The sequence below is a fragment of the Nocardia fodinahabitans genome, assembly GCF_052983615.1.
Map to the genome: position 1 here is coordinate 2807720 of NZ_JBRJJC010000001.1, position 20240 is coordinate 2827959.

20 protein-coding genes and 1 pseudogene are annotated in these 20240 nt (G+C 69.1%); 8 read left to right on the forward strand and 13 right to left on the reverse strand.

Translation table 11 applies throughout. The annotated features are described in order from the left end of the window. Positions 1 to 92: 92 nt before the first annotated feature. Positions 93 to 2156: a prolyl oligopeptidase family serine peptidase gene (locus NV348_RS13110; RefSeq protein ID WP_447147178.1), complete on the forward strand. Its 2064-nt coding sequence runs from the start codon at positions 93 to 95 to the stop codon at positions 2154 to 2156. Between the two features lie 3 nt (positions 2157 to 2159). Here NV348_RS13110 and NV348_RS13115 read toward each other — a convergent pair whose 3' ends face one another. Both NV348_RS13115 and NV348_RS13120 read right to left on the reverse strand, forming a co-directional pair. Then, positions 2160 to 3029, reverse strand: coding sequence for an alpha/beta hydrolase family protein (locus NV348_RS13115; protein ID WP_447147179.1), 870 nt, complete (start codon positions 3027 to 3029; stop codon positions 2160 to 2162). After that, complete coding sequence (locus NV348_RS13120) at positions 3029 to 3661, reverse strand: TetR/AcrR family transcriptional regulator (RefSeq protein WP_447147180.1); 633 nt, start codon at positions 3659 to 3661, stop codon at positions 3029 to 3031. Before NV348_RS13120 ends, NV348_RS13115 begins: the two co-directional genes overlap by 1 nt. A 649-nt stretch (positions 3662 to 4310) precedes the next feature. Here NV348_RS13120 and NV348_RS13125 point away from each other — a divergent pair. The 3 genes and pseudogenes from NV348_RS13125 to NV348_RS13135 all read left to right on the forward strand — a co-directional run bounded on the left by NV348_RS13125 (position 4311) and on the right by NV348_RS13135 (position 6650). Continuing rightward, positions 4311 to 5147, forward strand: coding sequence for a DUF4265 domain-containing protein (locus NV348_RS13125; protein WP_447147181.1), 837 nt, complete (start codon positions 4311 to 4313; stop codon positions 5145 to 5147). A gap of 161 nt (positions 5148 to 5308) precedes the next feature. Continuing rightward, positions 5309 to 6312, forward strand: a pseudogene (locus NV348_RS13130) (ADP-ribosylglycohydrolase family protein). Continuing rightward, positions 6198 to 6650, forward strand: a complete 453-nt coding sequence (locus tag NV348_RS13135) for an SRPBCC family protein (RefSeq protein WP_447147182.1) — start codon at positions 6198 to 6200, stop codon at positions 6648 to 6650. Before NV348_RS13130 ends, NV348_RS13135 begins: the two are co-directional and overlap by 115 nt. A 61-nt stretch (positions 6651 to 6711) precedes the next feature. On the opposite strand, the gene NV348_RS13140 is transcribed toward NV348_RS13135, so the two are convergent. Further along, positions 6712 to 7158, reverse strand: a complete 447-nt coding sequence (locus NV348_RS13140; RefSeq protein WP_447147183.1) for a MarR family winged helix-turn-helix transcriptional regulator — start codon at positions 7156 to 7158, stop codon at positions 6712 to 6714. Between the two features lie 114 nt (positions 7159 to 7272). On the opposite strand from NV348_RS13140, the gene NV348_RS13145 reads away from it, so the two are divergent. Next, positions 7273 to 8241, forward strand: coding sequence for an SMP-30/gluconolactonase/LRE family protein (locus NV348_RS13145; protein WP_447147184.1), 969 nt, complete (start codon positions 7273 to 7275; stop codon positions 8239 to 8241). A 1-nt stretch (position 8242) separates the two neighbouring features. On the opposite strand, the gene NV348_RS13150 is transcribed toward NV348_RS13145, so the two are convergent. Further along, on the reverse strand, positions 8243 to 9022 hold the full coding sequence (locus tag NV348_RS13150; protein WP_447147185.1) for an alpha/beta fold hydrolase: 780 nt from the start codon (positions 9020 to 9022) through the stop codon (positions 8243 to 8245). A gap of 420 nt (positions 9023 to 9442) precedes the next feature. On the opposite strand from NV348_RS13150, the gene NV348_RS13155 reads away from it, so the two are divergent. Both NV348_RS13155 and NV348_RS13160 read left to right on the forward strand, forming a co-directional pair. After that, a complete protein-coding gene (locus NV348_RS13155; protein ID WP_447147186.1) occupies positions 9443 to 10024 on the forward strand; it encodes a TetR/AcrR family transcriptional regulator in 582 nt (193 codons plus the stop codon). A 139-nt stretch (positions 10025 to 10163) separates the two neighbouring features. After that, positions 10164 to 10964, forward strand: a complete 801-nt coding sequence (locus NV348_RS13160; protein ID WP_447147187.1) for a DUF6585 family protein — start codon at positions 10164 to 10166, stop codon at positions 10962 to 10964. Between the two features lie 106 nt (positions 10965 to 11070). Here the strand turns inward: NV348_RS13160 and NV348_RS13165 are convergent, their stop codons facing one another. The 4 genes from NV348_RS13165 to NV348_RS13180 all read right to left on the reverse strand — a co-directional run bounded on the left by NV348_RS13165 (position 11071) and on the right by NV348_RS13180 (position 14483). Beyond that, a complete protein-coding gene (locus tag NV348_RS13165) occupies positions 11071 to 11415 on the reverse strand; it encodes a type II toxin-antitoxin system PemK/MazF family toxin (RefSeq protein WP_447147188.1) in 345 nt (114 codons plus the stop codon). Then, positions 11409 to 11717 carry a hypothetical protein gene (locus NV348_RS13170; protein WP_447147189.1) on the reverse strand — a complete coding sequence of 103 codons (309 nt, stop codon included), beginning with the start codon at positions 11715 to 11717 and terminating at the stop codon, positions 11409 to 11411. Before NV348_RS13170 ends, NV348_RS13165 begins: the two co-directional genes overlap by 7 nt. 167 nt (positions 11718 to 11884) lie before the next feature. Continuing rightward, positions 11885 to 13510: a chaperonin GroEL gene (gene groL / locus NV348_RS13175; protein ID WP_447147190.1), complete on the reverse strand. Its 1626-nt coding sequence runs from the start codon at positions 13508 to 13510 to the stop codon at positions 11885 to 11887. Positions 13511 to 13751: 241 nt separating this feature from the next. Then, entirely contained in the window at positions 13752 to 14483 is a 732-nt protein-coding gene (locus tag NV348_RS13180; protein ID WP_447147191.1) for a Clp protease N-terminal domain-containing protein, read from the reverse strand. A 72-nt stretch (positions 14484 to 14555) separates the two neighbouring features. On the opposite strand from NV348_RS13180, the gene NV348_RS13185 reads away from it, so the two are divergent. Next, on the forward strand, positions 14556 to 15848 hold the full coding sequence (locus tag NV348_RS13185; RefSeq protein WP_447147192.1) for a hypothetical protein: 1293 nt from the start codon (positions 14556 to 14558) through the stop codon (positions 15846 to 15848). An 88-nt stretch (positions 15849 to 15936) separates the two neighbouring features. Here the strand turns inward: NV348_RS13185 and NV348_RS13190 are convergent, their stop codons facing one another. From NV348_RS13190 to NV348_RS13210, 5 genes are all read right to left on the reverse strand, one after another. Further along, complete coding sequence (locus tag NV348_RS13190; protein WP_447147193.1) at positions 15937 to 17022, reverse strand: NAD(P)/FAD-dependent oxidoreductase; 1086 nt, start codon at positions 17020 to 17022, stop codon at positions 15937 to 15939. Between the two features lie 82 nt (positions 17023 to 17104). After that, positions 17105 to 17992, reverse strand: a complete 888-nt coding sequence (locus NV348_RS13195) for an RNA polymerase sigma-70 factor (protein WP_447151021.1) — start codon at positions 17990 to 17992, stop codon at positions 17105 to 17107. A gap of 145 nt (positions 17993 to 18137) precedes the next feature. Continuing rightward, positions 18138 to 19007 (reverse strand): CDP-alcohol phosphatidyltransferase family protein, encoded by an 870-nt coding sequence (locus NV348_RS13200; RefSeq protein ID WP_447147194.1) that lies wholly within the window; start codon positions 19005 to 19007, stop codon positions 18138 to 18140. Beyond that, complete coding sequence (locus NV348_RS13205; protein WP_447147195.1) at positions 19004 to 19717, reverse strand: phosphatidylserine decarboxylase; 714 nt, start codon at positions 19715 to 19717, stop codon at positions 19004 to 19006. Before NV348_RS13205 ends, NV348_RS13200 begins: the two co-directional genes overlap by 4 nt. A gap of 75 nt (positions 19718 to 19792) precedes the next feature. Next, the gene (locus NV348_RS13210; RefSeq protein ID WP_447147196.1) at positions 19793 to 20065 is read right to left on the reverse strand and encodes a GlsB/YeaQ/YmgE family stress response membrane protein; all 273 of its coding nucleotides are present in this window, start codon (positions 20063 to 20065) and stop codon (positions 19793 to 19795) included. Positions 20066 to 20240 lie beyond the last annotated feature (175 nt).

Here is a 20240-nt window from a genome sequence, read left to right on the forward strand (position 1 = left end):
CCCGGCCATCTGCACACCCATGTGCGGATTCAGCAAACCCCCGGCCGTGAGCGGGCGAGGATGCGATCGGCCACATCGGCAACAATGGGGGGATGAGCGGCGTTGAGCAGGACGTGACGGATCCCTATCTCTGGCTCGAGCAGGTGACCGACGAGGCCGCGCTGGACTGGGCGCGGGCCCGCAACGAGGTGGTGCGGCAGCGGTTCGCGGACACCGAGCGCTTCGCCGCGCTCGAGCAGCGCGTGCTCGCCATGCTCGACGACGACACCAAGATCGCCTACCCCGGCCGGCGCGGTCCGTGGCTGTACAACTTCTGGCGCGACGCCGAGCACCAGCGCGGACTGTGGCGGCGGACCACCTTCGCGTCCTACGCGACCGAGAACCCCGAGTGGGATGTGCTGATCGACGTCGACGCGCTCGCCGAGGCCGACGGCGAGAACTGGGTCTGGGCAGGCGCCACCGTGCTGCGCCCGTCGCAGGAGCGCGCCTTCATCCAGCTCTCGCGGGGCGGCGCCGACGCGAAGGTACAGCGTGAATTCGATCTGACGACAAGGGAATTCATCGCACCGGAGGATGGCGGGTTCTTCCTGCCCGAGGCGAAGTCGCAGCTGCGCTGGATCGACATCGACACCGTCTACGTCGGCACCGATTTCGGTCCCGGCTCGCTCACCGATTCGGGCTACCCCCGCATCGCCAAGCGCTGGCGCCGGGGCACGGCCCTGACCGAGGCCGAGACCGTCTTCGAGGGCAAGCCGAGCGATGTCTCGATCAGCGCGGGCTACGACCGCCACCCCGGCTACGAACGGCACTGGGCGGGCCGGGCGACGGACTTCTTCAACGAGGAAGTCTCCCTGCTCGACGCCGACGGCACCTGGCGCCTGCTGGAGACCCCGACCGACGCCGACGTGAGCTGGTACCGCGACTGGCTGCTGGTCCGCCTGAAGACCGCCTGGGAGGTCGGCGGCGCAACCTTCGAGCCGGGCAGCCTGCTCGTCACCGATCTGCCCGGATTCCTCTCCGGCGGAAGGGAATTCGAAGCGCTGTTCACCCCCGACCCGCACACCTCGCTGGACGGCTGGGGCTGGACCGAGAACCACCTGATCCTGACCACCCTCCAGGACGTGCAGACCGGCTTCCGGGTGCTGACGCCCGGCCCCGACGGCTGGACGGCAACCGAACTCGCCGACTCCCCCGCCATGTCGTCGACCTCGGTGAACAACCTCGACCCGCTCGAGGGCGGTGACGAATTCATGCTCACCACCACCGGATTCACCACCCCGACCACGCTGCTGAGCGGATCCGTCGGCGCGGCGGCGACCCGGCTCAAGCAGGCCCCCGCCTACTTCGACGCCACCGGCATCGAGACCGAGCAGTTCTTCGCGACCTCCGACGACGGAACGGCCGTGCCCTACTTCGTGATTCGTCACCGTGACCGTCGCGGCACGCCGAGCCCGACCATCATGAACGGCTACGGCGGCTTCGAGATCTCCAAGACACCGCAGTATCTGGGCTCGGCGGGCATGGCCTGGCTGGAGCGTGGCGGCACCTATGTGGTGACCAATATCCGCGGCGGCGGCGAGTACGGCCCCGAATGGCACACCGCGGCGCTGAAGGAGCACCGGCACCGGGCCTTCGAGGATTTCGCGGCCGTCGCCCGCGACCTGGTGACCCGCGGCATCACCACCCCGGATCGCCTGGGCGCCATCGGCGGCAGCAACGGCGGCCTGCTGATGGGCGTCATGCTCACCCGCTACCCGGAACTGTTCGGCGCGATCGTGTGCCAGGTGCCGCTGCTGGACATGCGGCGCTACCACCTGCTGCTGGCGGGCGCGTCCTGGGTGGCCGAGTACGGCGACCCGGACAAGCCCGAGGAATGGGCCTACATCAGCGAGTACTCGCCGTATCAGAACACCGACACCGGCAGGCAGTACCCGCCGATCCTGCTCGCCACCTCCACCCGCGACGACCGCGTGCATCCCGGGCACGCGCGAAAGATGGCGGCGCTGCTGGAATCCCAGGACCGCACCGTCTGGTACTACGAGAACATCGAGGGTGGGCACGGCGGCGCGGCCGACAACAAGCAGTCGGCCTACCTGTCCGCGCTGGTCTACGAGTTCTTCACGCAGATGCTGATGGAGGGCCGCCGCTCGGCGTAGGGCCTAGCGGTCGCGCAGCCACTTCTCGACGACGTCGACCGTGGAATCCGGATTGGTGATCCAGCCGTTGTGCCCGAGGGCCTCCGGCTGGAACCACCGGGTCACCGGCGCCGCGGGCAGTTTGCTCAGCAGATGGTCGGCGGAGGTCTGCGGAGCCAGGTCGTCGCCGGCCACGGTGATCGACAGGACCGGGAACTTCAGCCGCGAGATCCGTTCCTCGTAGTCGATATCGGCGCCGACAGGAACGAAGCGCCCGGTACGGGCCAGCCGCGCCCAATCCGACATGAGCACCTTGGACTGCCTGCCGAAGGCGCGGCGGCCGAGCATGTCGCCCGGCCAGAACCCGGCCAGATTCGAGGCGACCGCCACCGCGGCCGTGCCGACCAGCACGCCAGGGCCGAGCACGCCGCGATAGCCGCGGAAATACGGTGTGCCGGAGGCGACCAGGATCAGCCCGGCGATCCGCCCGCGCGCCCTGGCCGCGTAGAGAACGGCGAGCTGCCCGCCCATGCTGTGCCCGAGCAGGTACGGCGTGCTGCCAGGGAACCGGTCGCGCACGGCCTGCAGCATCGCCGGGAAGTCGATGGCGGCCAGTTCGTGGTAGCCGTAGGCGCTGTCGGCATCCGGGCGGTGCGTGCTGTCACCGTTGCCGCGCAGCTCGCCGATGGCCACATCGAAACCGCGCTGGGCCAGCCGGTCGCCGAAGTACTCGTAGAACTCGCCGGGCACGGCGAGGCCGGGCACGATGACGACGACCGGCCGCGGCGCGTCCGGGGTCACCGGATGCCGGTGCGGGCAGCGGGCGGGGATGAGCCGCACGGGCAGCGTGGTGCCGTCGGGCACCTGGATCGGGACGACCTCGACCCGGGGCATCAGGCCCCTACCGCACCGAGGATCACCCGGCTCAGCACTTGGATCACGTCGTCGAGCGGCGGCCGCGGCTCGGCGCCGCTCCAGCCGTCGACGACGTAGTTGACCGCGCCGATGATCGCCAGCACGCGCAGTTCGTAGTCACCGGACGGGATCTCACCGTGCATGGCGGCGTCCTCGGCGGCGCTGGCCAGCAGCGAGCCCCACACGCGCCGCAGCTCCAGCCGGAACTTCTCCACCTTGGGGCCGGCGCCGACCACTTCCACCAGCGCCACCCGCGCTTTGCGTGGATCGGCGCCGATCGCCTCGACGTAGGCGCGCACGGCGGCATCGATCTGCTCGAGCACCGTCGCGTCGGTCTTCGCTTCGAGAGCAGTGGCGACCGCTTCACGCGATTGCCGATCGATCTGCTCGTACAGTTCCAACAGCAGCGACTCGCGGCCGGTGAACTCCTCGTAGAACTGACGGGACGAGAGTCCCGCGTCCTTACAGATGGCACCGACCGAACTGTTGGCGTACCCGTCGCGCGCGAAGACCGTCAGGCCTGACTCCAGAAAACGCGCACGCCGCTGGCGTTGCCGGTCCTCTACGGGTTGCCCGGCATACATTCGTCCCGTATTCGCATCCTGTGACATTGTCGCTGACAATACCGAAGGGCCCGATCCCCTCGTCATGGATCGGGCCCTTCGGCTGCCCTTCCGGCTTACCGCGCGTTAGCCGAAAGTTGGCTACAGTCCGCTCAGTTGCCCGAGGCCTGCGCAGAACCGGTGCTGAGCGAGCTGGTGAGCAGGCCGAGCAGCAGGGTCAGGATGTTGCCGTCGGAGCCGTCATCGGTGATGTTGTAAAGCATGTGTCACTCCAAGTTGATGCTTTGTGACTACGTTGTCACTGGCCATTTGCCGTCTCGGACGATACCGAGGCAAATCTGAACAGGGAGTGTTTTAGAGGAATTTCCTAGAATTTTTTGTCACTTGGCACAAGCCCCAGGAACTTCCGGCTCACCCAGCTCGACCTGAGCCGGTTCGCCAACGAGAACGACGCCGTCGACGCGCTTGGACACCGGGATGTGAAACGAGAGTGTACCGACGCGCAGTACCGGCATCCGTTGAACCGGAGTAACCGTCGCGGCGCGTTCACGTTCGGCCGGCGTGATCGGCTTCGATAGTGTGGCAGCAGCTTTCGTCTCGACGCGCGTGCGCGGCGCCAGCGGGCTTCGCCGGCCGGGCTGGCCAGCGCGCCGACCTCCTCCGGAAATAGGAGCCTCGCCCTGGCATGCTCTCCCGCATGACCGCGAACGAGGACGACGACACCGACTACGTGCGGGTGGTGTTCCGGCTGCCGGACGACCCCTCGGGCTGGCACGCGTTCACCACGGAGCGGATGTGGGCGGTACGGCTCGACGACAAGCGGGTTCGGCTGGACAACATCCCTTTTCACGCCGGTGCCGTCGCTCTGGGCGATGTGATCGCGGTCGAGGCGGACGACGAGGGCGTGCTGTGGGCCGGGGAGGTGCTCGAACCGTCCGGGAACTGCACGATCCGGGTCATCCCGGCCGAGGGCTGTCTGCGAGCCGAGGTCCGTCAAGCCGTGCTCGACGCCTTCGAACCGCTCGGTGTCGAAGGTGAGGGCAGCGGCACCGGCTTGGTCGCCCTGAACGTGCCCGCCGGCAGCGACCTCGAGGAAACCAAGGCCACACTCGCCCAAGGCCACGCCGACGGCCTGTGGTTCTACGACATCGGCGCCGTCACCGACCAATGGCGCACCGCCACACCGGCACTCGCCGACCACAACCCGAGCGACCCGCCCCCGCCGCCCTACGGCCTGACCTTCCCCGCCGACCTCACGGCCTTCGTCTACAACACCGTCGCCACCGGCGAACGCCCCGCCCTGGTCGTCGTCCGCGATCCCGACGGCGAGTGGATCATCGGCGACGGCTCCGGCGACCCCCTCGGCGCCGACACCGCCACCCTCCTGCACATCCAGCACGTCACCGACGCCGACTCCTCGATCATCGAACTGGCCACCCTGCCCGCCGGCACTCTCGCCTGGCGTGACCAGCCCACCGACCCCTGGACCATCGAGGACTTCACCTACGCCGACGAAGACCCCGACTCCGAATAGCGGCGAAGTCTCGCCGACCGGGCTCGAACCGGCGTCCGCCCGGAAGCGGCGGTTGTACTGCCGCTTGGGTATGTCGATGCCCGTGTCCGCCCGCTGCCGCCGGGTGAGCACCCATCGTTATGGTTGCAATGACCACTACCCGGTGGCAGGATGGCCGGCACATGGTGAGGGAAATCGATACTGCCCGGGACAGCCTGGATGGGCTGTCGGTGGGGGATGCGTTGGGGGCACAGTTCTTCGTGCCCGGTCGGTCGGTGGCGGAACTGGCAAGTGGGCGGCCGCCCGCGGGGCCGTGGGAGTGGACCGATGACACCGAGATGGCGTGTTCGGTGTTCACCGAGATCCGGGAGCGGGGCCGGATCGATCGGGACGCGCTGGCGGCGACCTTCGCCGATCGGTGTGAACCGTATCGGGGGTACAGCGGCGGGACGGTTGTTGTGCTGCATCAGATTCGGGACGGTAGGCCGTGGGCGGAGGCCGCCGGGGCATTGTTCGACGGGTGTGGGTCGTGGGGGAACGGCGCGGCGATGCGAGTGGGCCCGCTCGGGGCGCACTTCGCCGGCGACCTCGATCGGGCCGCGGTGGAGGCGGCATCGGCGGCCGAGGTGACGCATCGGCACCCGGAGGCGATCGTGGGGGCGAGGCTGTCGCGGTGGCCGCGAGCTGGGCGGCATTCAGTCGTGGAAAGGATTACGCACCAGAGGAACTCCTCGATGCGGTGGAGCCGTATCTGGTGCCGGGGCGGACAACGAGCGGAGTGTGGCGCGCCAGGAAACTGCTCGGACGCACGGTCGCCGAGGCCGCGTACGAGCTGGGCAACGGCGCGCAGGTGAGCGCGCAGGACACGGTGCCGTTCACACTGTGGGCGGCGGCGAGTTTCCTCGACGACTACCCGGCCGCGATCACCGCGTGCGTCGAAGCAGGTGGGGACGCGGACACCACCGCGGCCATCACCAGGCTGCAAGAAATCCGACCAGGGGCGGAGGAGCTCCAGGTCGACGGTGCCTATGCTGAGCGTGACAGTCCGTCACACCCATCCCGGAGGCACCGTTGCCGAACAATCTCGAAGCCAGCATCGACATCGCCGCAGCGCCGGAGAAAGTGTGGTCGATCCTGGCCGACCTGCGCCGCGTCTCCGAGCTCAGCCCGACGACGCTCAAGATGATCCCCTTCGGTGGCGTCCGCGACGGCGCGTTCACTGTCAATGTCAACAAGGTCGGCTGGAAGATCTACCCGACCACCTCGCGCATCGTGACCTTCGAGCCGAACAAGTCCTTCGCGTTCCGGATGAACGAGAACCGCACGGTGTGGCGCTACGACCTCGAGCCGACCACCACCGGAACCCGGGTGGTGGAGACCCGCACCGTCGACGCCAAGGGCCTGCCCGGGTGGCTGCGCGGGGCCATCAAGGTGGCGATGGGTGGCGAGCAGAAGTTCGAGGCCGACCTGGTCGCGGGCATGCAGGAGACACTGAGCAGGGTCAAGGCCGCCGCAGAGCGCTGACCCGCACACACCACGAGAGCCCGCCGGATGATCCGGCGGGCTCTCGTCGTTGCGGGCGGGGTCAGAGGTCGGCGCGGATCTCGTCGAGCGCCTCCGCTGTGCGCGTGAGCAGCGCCGTCACCGTGGCCAGTTCCTCGGCGGTGAAGCGGGCGGCGAGGTCGCGTTCCACCGCGATGGCGCGGACGTCGGCGGCCGCGGTCACCTCCCGGCCCGCGTCGGTCAACCGGGTCTCCAGCACGTTCTTGTGCCATTCATGCGGCGTCCGCTCGACCAGGCCCCGGTCTTGCAGGTTCGTCAGGACGGTGTTCATCGTCGGCGGTGTCACCCCTGACAGCCGGGCCAGCGCCGCGGCGGAGATACCGGGGTTCTCGGCCAGGTGCAGTAGCGCGCTGTACTGCGGAACGGTCAGCCCGGCCGGCTTCAGCGCGGCGGTCTTCGCCGCGATCAGGGCCTGCTCGGCGCGCTTGATATACGTGCCGAGCCTCTCGGCGGCGGGCATGGACGTCATGGGTGCATGCTATCCGCCCATCATCACGTAATAACCTTGACGATCATTAGACCTCTAATCTACATTCCTGCCTATCGCTTGATGTCTGGCATTACATCACTGAGAGGCTTTATCATGATCAGGACCAGCGCCACGATCGCCCTGGCCGTCGCCTGCCTGTCCGTCACCTCGTGTGGCACCGACACCGCACCCACCCCACCCCGGCTGAGCACCGCTTACGAGCTGCCCGGCACCGCCGTCTACCCCGAGGGCATCGCGGTGGACGCGCGCTCCGGTGACAGCTATGTCGGCTCGTTCGCCGACGGTGCCGTCTACCGGGCCGTCGCGGGCGCGACCCGAGCCGAGATGTTCCTGCCCGCGGGCGCCGACGGCCGCAACACCACCAACGGCCTGCGGGTCGACCGGAACGGCAGACTGTGGGTGATCGACTCGGGCGTGGGCGTCGCCGTGTACGACACCGGGTCGCGCGCGCTGCTCGCGTCGTTCGTAGTGCCGGGCAGCGCACCGCGATTCGTCAACGATCTCGACTTCGGCGCCGACGGCAGCGCCTATCTGACCGACAGCGTGCGCAATGTCGTCTACCGCGTCACCCCGGACCGAGTCGCCGAGGGCCGTGGGGAATTGGCGGTCGGCTACGACCTGGGCCCGGTGCTCGGCCCGCGCGATCCGCAGACCTTCGAGCTGAACGGCATCGTCGCCGATCCGACGGGCACGTATCTGCTGGTCGTCGCGATGTCGGCGGGCGAGTTGTACCGGATCGACCTGACCGGCGGCACGCCGATTCGCACGGTGGCGCTGTCGGGTGGCGATGTGCGCCACGGCGACGGCCTGGAATTGCGGGACAGCACCCTGTGGGTCGTCCACAACACCGAGAACACCATCAGCCGCTGGACCGTCACCGATCGCGGTACCGTCGCGACGCGGGACGCCGAATTCCACGATCCCGCACTGAATATCCCCACCACGATGGCACACGCCGGCGACCGGGCACTGATCGTGTCGTCACAGTTCGACAAGGGTGGGCCGATGGGCGATACGGGGACGCCGGGGACGTTCGTGGTGACCGCGGTCGACGGGTTCTGAGTCAGGTCTCGGCGACGAATTCCCTGAGTACCGCGACGAATTCGTCCGGCTGCTCGACCTGCGGGGAGTGACCGGCGTGTTCGACGAGGTGGGTGCGCGCGCCCGCCGCGGCATAGCGGTCCAGGGTGGCGGTGCTGTCGTAGAGGTGGTCGTGGCGGCCGTGGATCACCAGGACCGGCAGGTCGAGCGCGGCGGCCCGCTCGTCGAGCGGACGCGCGGCGAGATCGTCACCGCGGGGACCGGCGGCATAGGCCAGGCCGGCGGGGACGGCCCTGCGGAAGTCGCGCACCACCGCGGCGGCCAGACCGGGCGCGGAGTCGTAGCGGAAGCGCGGCGCGAACGCGGTGCGGTTCGCCAGCCGGACCACCACGGCCGGGGTCCAGCGTTGCGCCAGCCGGACCGTCCACGGGCGGACCACCCAGGTCGCGACCGACGGAATCGCGGCTACGCGATAGTCCGGCGCCTGCCCGACCACCACCACCCGGGCCACCCGGGGTGAGACCGCGGCGAGTTCCAGCGCGATCTCGGCGCCGAACGAATGCCCGACCACGGTCACGCGCGAGAGGTCGAGCCCGTCGAGGAGTTCGACGATCGGCACGGATCGGACGGCGGCGGTGAAATCACCGGAGTCCGCGCCCTGATCGCGCACGTCCACCCGGATCACCCGGTACCGGCTCGACAGCCGCTCGGCGACCGCCGCGAACCAGTCGACCGAGCCGGGGATGCCGTGCAAGAACACGATCGCTGGGCCGGTGCGTGGGCCTTCGTCCAGAAACAGCACTCGTCCAGCCTATCGAGACCGATCGGTTCGATCCCCACCCTGTTCGATCAGCGCGGCGTCTCGTCCAGCTCGGCACGGAACAGCGCGCGCACGCGCTCGACCTGTCCCGGCCACACCGCGCGCCAGAACCGTCCCGGCAGCACCCGGCCCCGCTCCTCCCGATCGACCCGGCCGTGCCGCCGACCGATACCCGATGGCCTGGCCCGGAACGCGCTCGGACACCGCCGAATTGGGGCAGGCCGAACGGTTCGTGGGGTGCGGGTCGCCGACCCGGCGGCAGCTCACCCGGCATCGCGCATCCGCAGCTCGGCGCGGGCCATCATGCGCGGCACCAACCGGCGATGGGCGCCGCGGAGACGATCGGCACGGTCACACCTCCATACTGTCCCGTATGGAATGACCATACGGTAGCGTATGTGGATGCCGCAAGAGGAGAACGCCAAGTCGGCGGGACGCAGGCTCACCGCCGACGACTGGGCCCAAGCCGCGCTCGACGCCCTCGGCGAGGGCGGACTGGCCGCAGTCGCCGTCGAACCGCTGGCGAAACGGCTCGGCGCGACCAAGGGCAGCTTCTACTGGCATTTCAAGGACCGGGCCGCACTGGTCGACGCCGTGCTCGCGCGCTGGGAGCGGCGCGGCACCCAGGACGTCATCGACGAGCTCGACCAGCTGCCCGGCCCGGCCGAACGATTGCAGCAGCTGTTCACCCACGTCATCGACTACGCCGCGCAGGGCAGGGAAGACCTCGCGCTGCTCGCGTCGGTGGATCAGCCCGCCGTCGCCGCCGCGATGAGCCGGGTCGCCGAGCGCCGGATCGCCTACGTCGCCACGCAATTTCGGCTGCTCGGGGTGCCCGATCCGCAGGCGCACACCCGCGCGGCGGTCGCCGTCAGCATCTATCACGGGTTCAATCAGCTGGCCAGGATCGCGCCGCGGACGCTGCCTGCCACCGACGAACTGGTCGACGCCGTGTTGCTCCGGCTACTCGATCCGGAGCGCTGAACAGCCGCATTGACAGCGCACTCACCAGTCGTAGCAGCCGATTTCGGATCCGGGGCGATCATTGTCGGTGCACCAGTGGCGGTAATCGGCCTCGTCGAATACGCTTCGCCGCGGATGAAAGCGCCTCATGGAGGGACGAGTGATCACTCCGAACAGGGCGGAGGACGTAGCCGAAGCCCGGCATACCGTGCCGTTGACCCAGCTGATACACCTGATGGCGGAGTATCAGCACCTCGGCGCGCACCGTGACACCTTCCTCGCGACCCCGGCCGACGACACGTTCGTGCGCGGCTGCGGCATCGTCGCGGGGAGCATCGCCACCATCGGCGTCATCTGCACCGCCGTCGGCGCCTGGCAGGGTGGCGTCGCGCTGCTCTCGATCGCCGCGGTCCCGGTGCTGCTGGCGTTCCGCCGCGGAATCCTCAACCGGCAGAACCGCGCCGCCCGCATCGACCTGTTCGACCACGGCGTCACCGTCTACCGCTCCGGCCAGCGTGTCGCCGGGTTCCGCTGGGACAGCACCGAAGTCCGCCAGCAGATGATCCCGTTCCACGACACCACGCCGGTCTCCTACTACCTCGAGCTCACCGGCCCCGGCAGCGTCGAGGCCATCATCGACGAGGAAGGCTTCGCCCGCGCCCGCGATTGGGCCCGCGCCATCCAATCCGCCGTCACCGCGACCCAGCTCCCCGGCGCCGTCACCGCCATCGACAACGGCGACACCGTGGCCTTCGGCGACCTGGCCCTCTCCCTCGACGCCCTCACCTTCAACGGCGAGTCCTTCCCCTGGGAGAACATCCAGCTCATCGACGCCCGCAGCGGTCACATCCGGATCAAACTCGCCGGCATGTGGATCTCCCTCACCCCCGTGAGCACCATCCCGAACTTCTACATCTTCAACGAGCTGGCGGAGCGGTTGCGGCTGACGCCGGTGGGCTAGGTTTGCCGCGCCCGCACACAGCACCCACCTACGCGGATCGGTCTTTGCACTGCCGACTGCTCGCCGGCCGACTCGGTGCGGTCGAGCGGCGGCCGAACGGATCGGATCAGGGTTGCAGCCCGAGAATCAGGCGGACCGAACTCTCCACTCGACGTAGTTCCGCCGGCGCGAGTACCCCGAGTTTGCGCCGCAGTCGCGGCTTCGCCACCGTGTGCAAGTCTGCGCAATTCACGTATGACTCTTCATATTTGGTCAATCCGGAATCCGAGCCGACCGGAACGTGGGTAACCCCGGGGCCGGAAGTTCCGGTGATCAGGACGACTGTCACGGCAGCCAGCGGTTCGGCGATCCGGTTGACAGTCAAGACGACAACAGGGTGGGGGCCTACCGGCGAAGGCAGCGCGCAGGACCAGACCTCGCCCCTGAGCGCGGTTCCCGCGGCGGCTACCACTGCATCTCGTCTACCGCGGCCAACTCCTCCGCATCCGGCTCCACGACGCCCACGGGTAGCGGGGCAGGCCCGCCCGTGTAGAAGGCGCGAATTTCTTCGGCCGCGCCGACCTCCGCGGCCTCCCGCGCAAGAAGCCGCAGACCTTCCCGCAGCGCATCCGAGGTCGAGCCGATGTGCAGTGTCCGCATAACCTCCTGCAAGGCGATGACCTCGTCATTTCGAAGTCGGACCTGCGCCAGACGGCTGGGGCCGAGCGAACTCGCCGTTTCCCGGCGGGTGGCCCCCTTCTTCTTCTCGGCCATCCGTTTGCGGGTCGCCGCCACTTCGGCAGCTTGTCTTACAGATGTCATACACCCAGTGTGAATCGACAGGGCTTACGGGTCAAGCGGGTCGGCAACAGCACCGAAGGCCGGCCCACTCGGGAGTGGACCGGCCTTCGTGACTTGCGGGAACTATTGATCCGGAGGGATCAGAAGTCCATGCCGCCCATGCCACCGGTCGGGTCGCCCGCGGGGGCGGCCTTCTCCGGCTTGTCGGCGACGACGGCCTCGGTGGTGAGGAACAGGGCCGCGATGGAGGCCGCGTTCTGCAGGGCCGAACGGGTGACCTTGACCGGGTCGGCAACGCCGGCGGCCAGCAGGTTCTCGTAGACGCCGGAGTCGGCGTTCAGGCCTTCGCCCTCGGGGAGGTTGGAGACCTTCTCGGCGACGACGCCGGGCTCGAGGCCGGCGTTGAAGGCGATCTGCTTCAGCGGGGCCGACAGCGCGACACGCACGATGTTGACACCGGTGGCCTCGTCGGCCGACAGGCCGCTGAAGCCGTCCAGCGCGGGGGCGGCCTGCAGCAGGGCCACGCCACCACCGGCGACGATGCCCTCTTCGACGGCAGCCTTGGCGTTGCGCACGGCATCTTCGATGCGGTGCTTGCGCTCCTTGAGCTCGACCTCGGTGGCGGCACCGGCCTTGATCACCGCGACGCCGCCGGCCAGCTTGGCCAGGCGCTCCTGCAGCTTCTCACGGTCGTAGTCCGAGTCCGAGTTCTCGATCTCGGTGCGGATCTGCGCCACGCGGCCCTTGATGGCCTCCGCGTCGCCCGCGCCCTCGACGATGGTGGTCTCGTCCTTGGTGATGACGACCTTGCGCGCGGTGCCGAGCAGCTCGATACCGGCGGTCTCCAGGGAGAGGCCGACCTCTTCGCTGATGACCTCGCCACCGGTGAGGATGGCAATGTCGGCCAGCTGGGCCTTGCGACGGTCACCGAAGCCGGGCGCCTTGACGGCGACAGACTTGAAGGTGCCACGGATCTTGTTCACGACCAGGGTCGACAGGGCCTCGCCCTCGACGTCCTCGGCGATGATCAGCAGCGGCTTGCCGGCCTGGATGACCTTCTCCAGCAGCGGCAGCAGGTCCTTGACCGTCGAGATCTTGGACGAGACCAGCAGGATGTACGGATCCTCGAGGACCGCTTCCTGACGCTCGGGGTCGGTCACGAAGTAACCGGAGATGTAGCCCTTGTCGAAGCGCATGCCCTCGGTGAGCTCCAGCTGGAGACCGAAGGTGTTGCTCTCCTCGACGGTGATGACGCCTTCCTTGCCGACCTTGTCCATGGCCTCGGCGATGAGCTCACCGATGGACGCGTCGCCGGCCGAGATACCGGCGGTGGCAGCGATCTGCTCCTTGGTCTCGACCTCCTTGGCGGTGTCGAGCAGCTTGGCGGTGACGGCCTCGACGGCCTTCTCGATGCCGCGCTTCAGGCCCAGCGGGTTGGCGCCGGCCGCGACGTTGCGCAGGCCCTCACGCACGAGCGCCTGGGCGAGCACGGTGGCGGTGGTGGTGCCGTCGCCCGCGACGTCGTCGGTCTTCTTGGCGACTTCCTTGACCAGCTCGGCGCCGATCTTCTCGTACGGGTCCTCGAGGTCGATCTCCTTGGCGATGGACACACCATCGTTGGTGATCGTGGGGGCGCCCCACTTCTTCTCGAGCACGACGTTGCGACCCTTCGGGCCCAGCGTCACCTTGACAGCGTCGGCGAGGGCGTTCAGACCCCGCTCGAGACCGCGACGGGCCTCTTCGTCGTACGCAATTGTCTTGGCCATTGCGTTGAGATCCTCCACATGTCTATGGCTGACACACGAGACGACCACAGGTTGGATCGCCCCAAAGTACGCTGGCCAGGTGCGGTGCCCGCGACGGACGACCGAGGGTGTCGATGGAACCCGATCTCACCGTCCCGACCTGGCACTCAACAGACGCGAGTGCCAAAGCCATTTTTAGCACTCGGGTAGTGAGAGTGCAAGGTCGCGCCCGACGAGGACCGCGCCGGGCGCGTCCGGCGGTTCAGTCCACGTGCTGCGACGCGGCCAGGAACTGGTCGAGCAGCTCGACGAGTTCGGCTTCTACCACAGCCTTGTCCAGGCCCAGGCCGCTGAGCACGCCCGTGCCGTTCTCCTGCTCGAGCAGCGCGAGCAGGATGTGCTCGGTGCCGATGTAGTTGTGGCCGAGGCGCAGCGCTTCGCGAAACGTCAGCTCCAGAGCCTTTTTTGAGTCGCCGTCGAACGGGATGAGCGCGGGGATGTCGTCGGTGGCGGGCGGCAGCGAGGCGACGGCCGCGGCCCGGACCGCCTCCAGGCCGACCCCACGGGCGACGATCTCCTTGGCCGCCAAGCCCTCGGACTGGTCGATCAGCCCGAGGATGAGGTGACCGAGGGTGATCTGATTGTTGCTCGCGGCCCTGGCCGACTCCTGGGAACCCACCACGACCTGCCGCGCCCGGTCGGTGAACTTGGCGAACCCGGCCTGCGGGTCCATGGCCGCGGCGTCGCCGGGCTGCTTGGGGACGAAGCGCTTCTGGGCGGCCTGCTTGCTGACGCCCATGCTCACGCCGATATCGGTCCAGGAGGCGCCGGAGCGGCGAGCCTGGTCGACGAAGTGGCCGATGAGGTGGTCGGCCACCTCGCCGAGATGGCCCGCGGCCACCACGGCGTCGGAGAGCTGGTCGAGAACGTTGTCGGGACGGGCCTTCTTGATGCCGTCGATCAGATCGTCGAGGCGAATGTTCGGAGTGCTCATGCGTCAACTTTAAGTTGACGACCCTCGATCGTCAACCATTGGTTGACGATCCTTCGATGGCAGAGTGTCCCCATGGGGAGATTTCGGCGCACGGCCCGGTGGGCGCTGCGCATCGCGGGGATTGTCGTGACATTGGCCTGCGTGGTCGGCCTCGGCCGGTTCCTCTGGCCGCAGCCGGGCATCGACGCCCACCCAGGATCGACCGAGCGGCAGCTCGCGTTCGTTCGGGACGCCCTCGACGGCGGTGCGGATTTCGCTGCGCAGAGCCAGTTTCCGGAGGGGCACTTCTTCCTGAACGCGCTCTACGGCCTGTCCTGGGTGCAGGCGGCGCGCACCGACCCGGACCTGCGCGAGGCGGCGCTGCGCGAATCCCGCTGGGCGCTGGAGCGATTGGAGTCCGCCGACGGGCGGGCGGTGTTCAGCCCGGCACTGCGGCCCGCATATGGGGTGTTCTGGGCGGGGTGGACCAACTGGTTACGCGGGGCGATCCTGTCGCTCGATGCCGGTGATCCCGCCGAGGTGCGGCGATTCGCCGCGCGCAGCGAGGAGATCGCGCAGGCGTTCGCCGCGTCGGAGACACCGTTCCTGCAGGCCTATCACGGGCAGGCCTGGCCGGTGGACTCCACCGTGGCGATCGCCTCGCTGCGGTTGCACGACAGGCTGTTCGGCGAGCGATTCGGCGCGGTGACCACCCGCTGGCTCGCCTCGGCACGGGCGCACCTAGATCCGGCCACCGGCCTGCTGCCGCACGAGGTCGCACCGGACGGCACCCAGCTCGACGGTGCGCGGGCGACCTCGCAGACGGTGATCCTGCGTTTCCTGCCGGAACTGGACGCGGACTTCGCCCGGAGCCAATACCGATTGTTCCGCGACCAGTTCCTTTCCTACCCCGGCGGTTTCGGGCCCGCGCTCCGCGAGTACCCGCGCGGGGTGGACAAGGCGGGCGATGTCGATTCGGGGCCGCTGGTCGCCGGGATCAGCCTCTCCGCCACGGTGGTCGGACTCGGGGCCGCCCGGGTGAACGGTGATCGCGAGCTGGCCGCCGCGATCGGTTCCGAAGGTGAATTGCTCGGGCTGCCGATGGATCTGCCCGGCTCCAAGCGGTACGCGTTCGGCGCGGTGCCGATCGGCGACGCGTTCGTGGTGTGGTCGTCGACAGCTCGGCTGCTCACCACGGAACCAGCTGCGGGCGAAGGGAATCTGCGCTGGTGGTGGCGGGTGCCGTGGGTGATCGTGCTCGGCGTGATCGCTTGCGCGCCCTGGGCGGGGATGCTCGCCGGCGCACTCAGGAGGAACCGTGTCGTACCCGGAGGCCCGGGCGGCCATCCGGGAAGCGAAGGTGCGGATCACCTCACAGCGTTGTAGCGGACCCACACTGCCCCGGCCGATGCTATGGCGAGAATGCACTCGGCCACTGTGGGCGGGGCGAATTCCCGGCTCACCCCCGGGCGGCTCAGCGCAGTCCGGCGGCCCGGCCTGCGATGCGCACAATCCGCTCTTTCACCCAGGCACCAGCTCGCCCACGGACGACCCGGGTGGCCGGGCTGTCGTCGGCGTCGAGGAACTGGATGACGGCGTCGCGGCGGCCCAGGCTGATGCACTGCAGTTGGTAGCGGAAGGTCATCGGCTTCGGTTCGGTGCCGTTGGCCCGGGACACGATGGCCCTGGCGACGTAGGAGCCGGTGGGGAGGGCTGTCGCGCAGGCCATTCGGAGGGGGCGGTCGCCGGGGCCGTCGATCCGCGCGGCGTCGCCCGCGGCGTAGATGTCGGGGTGGGAGATCGAGCGCAGGGTGTCGTCGGTGCGGATGCGGCCCTGTTCGTCGACGGCGAGCCCGGCGCGGCGGGCCAGGTCGGGGACGGTGAAACCGGCGGTCCAGACCACGGCCGCCGCCGGCAGCACGGTGCCGTCGACCAGGCGGACACCGTCGGGCAGCACCGCGGCGACCTTGACGCCGGAACGGATCTCGACTCCGAGCGCGGTCAGGGCGGTGCGGATGTGCGCGACGGCGCGGGCGGACAGCCAGCTGCCCGGCTCCTCCGAACCCAGCAGCGTGACCGGCGAATCCTGGTGCGACTCCGCCAGTTCCGCCGCGAGTTCGATGCCGGTCGAGCCCGCGCCGACCACGACGACCGGACCGGCCGCCAGGGTCCGCACGTCCTCGGGGGTGGCGACGGAGTGCGCGTATTCGGCGACGCCCGGCACACTCGTGCGGTCCGCGGCGCTGCCGAGGGCGTAGACGAGGGTGTCGTAGCCGATCGTCGGCTCGCCGTCGAGATACACCTGCTTCGCGTTCGGGTCCAGCCCGGTGACCTGTGCCCGGACGAATTCGACGCCCTTGCGCTCGAGCAACTCCCGCAGGTCCCAGCGCCCGATCGGCCGGCCCGCGGCGGCCTGGTGCAGGCGCACCCGTTCGACGAACTCCGCGCGCGCATCGACCACCGTGATCGTGCTGCCGCGCGCCTTGCTCGCCAAGCGGCGCGCCGCGCTGAGTCCCGCGTATCCCGCGCCGAGGACGACGATTCGCTGCTGACCGGTCATGGTGTGGCTCCTCTCGACAATGCCGACACCCTCCAGACCCGACAGCCCCCGATTCCCTGACAGCTCGGCGCGGTGATCCGGGTCACGCCTCGCCGGCGACCAGAAAGCCCAGCTTGTCGGGGTTGACGACGATGCGGATCGCGTCGACCCGGTCGTCGGCGTCGAGCTCGAAGAACATGACCGAACTCGCGACGACCCCGTCCGCCCGCACCACCAGCGCGAGTTCGCCGTTGATCTCGTCGACCGAGAACGAACTCACCGGGGTGAGGAACTTGTTCAGGCCGACGAGGTAGCGCGCCACCAGATCGCCGCCGTGCACCGGGCGACGGGCCGCGGTGATCTTGCCGCCGCCGTCGGCCGTGGAGACCACGTCGTCGGCGAGCAGCGCGCGCAGGGCGGTGACGTCGCCGGTCGACGCGGCGAGCAGGAACCGGTCGATCAGCGTGCGGGCATGCGCGGCGGGCACGACGAAGCGCTGCCTGCCGGTGCGCACCCGCTCGCTCGCGCGATGCAGGATCTGCTGGGAGTTGGCCTCGGTGAGGTCGAGCATCGCGGCGATCTCGGCGTGCGGGTACCCGAACGCCTCGCGCAGTACGAAGACCGCGCGCTCGATCGGGCTGAGCCGTTCCATCGCGGTGAGCAGGGCCAGCGAGATCGACTCGCGAACCTCGACCGTCTCCAGCGGGCCGAGGGCGCCGCCCCCGGTCGGCACCGGCTCGGGCAACCAGGGGCCCACGTAGGTCTCGCGGCGGGCACGCGCGGAGACCAGCGCGGTGCGGCAGAGGTTGACCGTGACGGTGGTCAGCCAGGCTTCGGAATTGACGATCTCGGCGCGGTCGGCAGCGGCCCAGCGCAGATACACCTCCTGCACCACGTCCTCGGCCTCACCGGCGGCACCGAACATCCGATACGCGAGCGCGAACAACCGCGCCCGATACCCGAGGAACTGCTCCAGACCATCATCCCCCACCACGCCCACTCCCCTCCCATCACGGTTTCGGCCGCCTCGCCGCCGAGGGGCGAGACGGAACGCCGCAGGCGCAGTATCGCCCCTCGGCGGCGAGGTCACGAGGCCGAAACCCCGCGGCACCAGCCGCCAAAAATACAGCCGAAACTCAGTCCCGTGGACGACGCAACCGCAGCCGGGCCGAACCACGGATCGCCGGGCGACGGATCTGCGGGATCCGGCTCTGCGCCCGCCGCTGGGCCCGCCGCTCGGCCGGCTTGTGCTGCCAGGTCTCCGGGCGCGCCGCGACCCAGCGCGCCGAGCGCCAGGCGAACGGGATGTGTGCCAGGTAGAGGCCGACCAGGATGAGCAGCAGCACGATCGGGTAGGTCACCAGGAGCGCGGCGGCCAGCGCCACCAGCACCAGCAGGCCCGCGGCCGCCTGGGGAGCGACCGAGACCGACTTCATCGCCAGCGTCGGGATGGTGCTCACGCACAGCAGCGCGGCGAAGATCGTCCACGCGGCGACGAAGGCGAAGCCGTTCCACCAGCCGTCACCGAACTGCACCTCGAGCGCGATCGGGACCAGCGCGATCAACGCGCCCGCCGGCGCGGGCACGCCGACGAAGTACTCGCGCGCCCAGTTCGGGCGGGAGTCGTCGTCGAGCAGGGTGTTGAAGCGGGCCAGGCGCAGCACCAGGCTCACCGCGTACAGCAGGGCGACGATCCAGCCCGCGCTGTAGCCGTCGAGCAGGGTGACGTAGAGGACCAGCGCGGGCGCGACACCGAAGGAGATCGCGTCCGAGAGCGAGTCCAGTTCGGCGCCCATCTTGCTGGTCGCGTCGAGCATCCGGGCCAGGCGGCCGTCGAGGGTGTCGAGCACGGCGGCGGCGCCGACCATGGCCAGCGCCACGTCCAGCTCGCCGTCGAGCCCGAACTTCACCGCGGACAGACCGGCGCACAGCGCGAGGATGGTGACGACGCTCGGCAGCAACCGCACCGAGCGCGGCCGCTTCCGGCGGGCGGCCTGTTCGATCATCCCAGCACAGCCAGGACTGTTTCGGCCCCGATCGTGCGCTGGCCGGGGGCAACCAGCAATTCGGTGCCCACCGGGAAGTACGTGTCGACGCGAGAGCCGAACCGGATCAGACCGTAGGTGTCACCGATGGTGAGGACATCGCCGGCGAGCGCGTCGCAGACGATGCGCCGCGCCAGCAGACCGGCGATCTGCACGACGACGACCTGCTTGCCGTCGGCGGTGTCGATCACCATGCTGTTGCGCTCGTTGGCGTCGCTGGCCTCGGGCAGATCGGCCGAGAGGAACTTGCCCGGCTGATGCAGCACCTCACGCACGGTCCCGGACACCGGGACGCGCTGCACGTGCACATCGAGGACCGACAGGAAGATGCTGACGCGCGGCAGCGGCTGATCGCCGAGACCGAGTTCGGCGGGCGGCACCGCGGTGTCGACCAGGGCGACCTCACCGTCGGCGGGCGCGACGACGACGCCTGCCCGGTTCGGCGGCACCCGGTGCGGGTGCCGGAAGAAGGCGGCGCAGGCGGCGGCGGCGGCGAGACCGGCCCGGCGCACCCATTTGTTCCGTCCGCCGACGACCGCGACCGCGAGCGGCGCCGCGACGAACGGCAGGCCGGCGGGGTGAAGCGGCGGTACAGCGGCCCGCACCAGGTCGACGACATGGCCGATGCCGGTGGTTTCGGGCGTGCCGGGCGGAGTGGGGCGGCGTGCCACGGGCTCCCTCTTTCGTGGTGTGACGACAACGCAAGCGTTCACACCTTACGGGAACCCTGTCGCATCCACCCGTGGTCAGTGTGCCGCTTTACGCCCTGTGAACAGCTTCACCAAGTACAGCAGGACGACGGCGCCCGCCAGACAGGTGAAGAAACTGAAGATCCAGCCCGCGCCCTCGACGTCGACGCCGAACAGGCTGAGGACGAATCCGCCGAGCAGACCCCCGACGATTCCGACGACGATGTTGAGCAGGATCCCCTGCTGCGCGTCGGTCTTCATGAACTTGCTCGCAATCCAACCGGCGAGGCCGCCGATGATGATCCAACTGATTATCCCGAGTCCAAGCATGATGTCCTCGATCCCTCGATGGGTCGGCGAGCAATCGCCTTGTCTCCAAGGTATACCCCGGGCCAGTTGTGACATAAGACACGAATCACCGAGCGGACAGGCTAATATGAGGAAGCCTCATGTCTGCGCGTTCACATGTTGTCCACGTGAGAGTCATGGGCGATGAGCGACGGAT